Origin of the sequence: Peptoniphilus sp. oral taxon 836 str. F0141, from assembly GCF_000179335.1 — a bacterium.
In the GTDB taxonomy this organism is placed as follows: Bacteria; Bacillota; Clostridia; order Tissierellales; family Peptoniphilaceae; genus Peptoniphilus_A; species Peptoniphilus_A lacrimalis.
The window spans coordinates 1-2059 of the sequence record NZ_AEAA01000030.1; the positions used below are offsets into that span (position 1 = coordinate 1).

Sequence of the window (2059 nt, forward strand, 5' to 3'; positions counted from 1 at the left end):
CAAAATCCTTCTGTTGTGCCATAAACAGCTATTGGGCTTTTAGAATCTTTAAGGGCATCTGAAATTTCTTCAAAGGGTCTTAAATTATTAATAATATCAACTAAAAAATCCAATTTCTCACCTCAATAAATTTTATTGTTGTAAGCATTCATTGTGTATTCAATTCCCTTTTCCACAATATCAATAGCTGCATCTCTTGCGGCATCAGTAGCTTTGTCTATATGCTTAGCATCATTAGACGAAAAATTTGACAATACAAAATTTGCCAAATCTTCTCCCTCTTTTTTCTGACCAATACCTACTTTAATTCTTGGAAATCCTTTAGAAGAAAGGTGATTTACAATTGATTTTAAACCGTTATGAGTACCTGCAGAACCTTCTTTTTTTATTTTTAACTGACCAAAATTTATGTCAATATCATCTACAATAACAATTAAATTCTTGACATCCACCTTATAAAAATCTAAACACATTCTTATAGACTCTCCAGAATTATTCATGAAAGTTTGGGGCTTTAGAAGAATCAGCCTGTTTTGACCGATTCTTGTTTCTCCCAAAAGCCCCTTAAATTTAATCTTATTCATATTTACAGAAAGTTTTTCTGCAATCTTATCAACTGTAGAAAAACCAATATTATGCTTAGTTTTTTCGTAATCCTTACCTGGATTGCCAAGACCTGCTATAACAAATAAATTATCCACTTACTTTGTAATCGTTCCTTTATCTTTTCTTTTCTAAACATTTCACTTACTGAAGAGTTGGTATTAATTCTCTTAATTGCAGAAGCAAAAAATTGGAGCTACTGAAACAATATCAATCCTATCTATTTGTTTTTCTTTAGGAAGGTGAATAGTATCAGTAATTACAAATTTTTCTAAATTAGAATTATTAATTCTATCAATTGCAGGACCAGATAAAACTCCATGAGTAGCACATCCGTAAACTTTCTTTGCTCCCTTTTCAATTAAAGAATCACAAGCCTTACATATAGTTCCTGCTGTATCAATGATATCATCAACTAAAATTGCATTTTTTCCTTTAATATCACCAATAATATTCATAACTTCACTTACATTTGGTTTTGGTCTTCTTTTTTCAATAATAGCAATAGGTAAATTTAATTCATTAGCAAAAGCCCTTGCTCTTGTAACTCCACCAAGATCAGGGGAAACAACAACAAAATCTTCTTCTTTAATAATTGACTTAAAATATCTTGCTAAATATGGAATTGCAGTTAAATGGTCAACAGGTATATCAAAATAACCTTGAATTTGTCCAGCGTGTAAATCCATAGCCACAACCCTATCTGCTCCAGTATTAGAAATTAAATTTGCAACAAGTTTTGATGTAATAGGTTCTCTTGCCTTAGTTTTCCTATCTTGTCTTGCATATCCGTAATAAGGAATTACAACATTTATTCTTCCTGCAGAAGCACGTCTTATAGCATCCATTAAAATTAATAATTCCATTAAATTATTGTTTACAGGTGAAGAAGTTGATTGAATTATATAGACATCTCTACCTCTTACAGATATATCTATATCAATAGCAATTTCACCATCAGAAAAAGTTGAAACTTTACATTTGCCTTTTTCTATTCCTATTTCCTTACAAATATTATCTACAAGTTCATGATTTGAATTACCTGTAAAAACAACAATATCTCCCATTTTTTGGTTCATTATTAATAATCCTCCTATTTGTCAAAACCTTTCTTACTTACCCAACCATCTATATTTTTTTGTTGACTTCTTTCTACAGAAAGTTGTCCTTTTTGGACATCTTTAGTAATTGTAGAACCCGCCGCAATATATCCATATTCATGAACATTTACTGGAGCAACTAAATTAGAATTAGATCCAATAAATGCATTATCTGAAACCTTAGACCTGTATTTTTTCTTTCCATCGTAATTAACAAAAATAACTCCACAGCCTATGTTTACATTTTTGCCAACATCAGCATCACCAATATAAGCCAAATGACTCATCTTAGTTCCATCACCAATATTTGAATTTTTAATTTCAACAAAATTTCCAACCTTGCAATTTTTACCCAC

1 protein-coding gene and 2 pseudogenes are annotated in these 2059 nt (G+C 30.5%); all 3 read right to left on the minus strand.

The genetic code is table 11. From position 1 onward, the window contains the following. Window positions 1-122 precede the first annotated feature (122 nt). A complete protein-coding gene (pth, locus tag HMPREF9131_RS01375; protein ID WP_009344962.1) occupies window positions 123-701 on the minus strand; it encodes an aminoacyl-tRNA hydrolase in 579 nt (192 codons plus the stop codon). After that, window positions 680-1682: pseudogene (locus tag HMPREF9131_RS01380) on the minus strand (ribose-phosphate diphosphokinase). Before HMPREF9131_RS01380 ends, pth begins: the two are co-directional and overlap by 22 nt. A 14-nt stretch (window positions 1683-1696) precedes the next feature. Then, window positions 1697-2059 (minus strand): annotated as a pseudogene (gene glmU, locus HMPREF9131_RS01385) (bifunctional UDP-N-acetylglucosamine diphosphorylase/glucosamine-1-phosphate N-acetyltransferase GlmU); the annotation flags it as partial.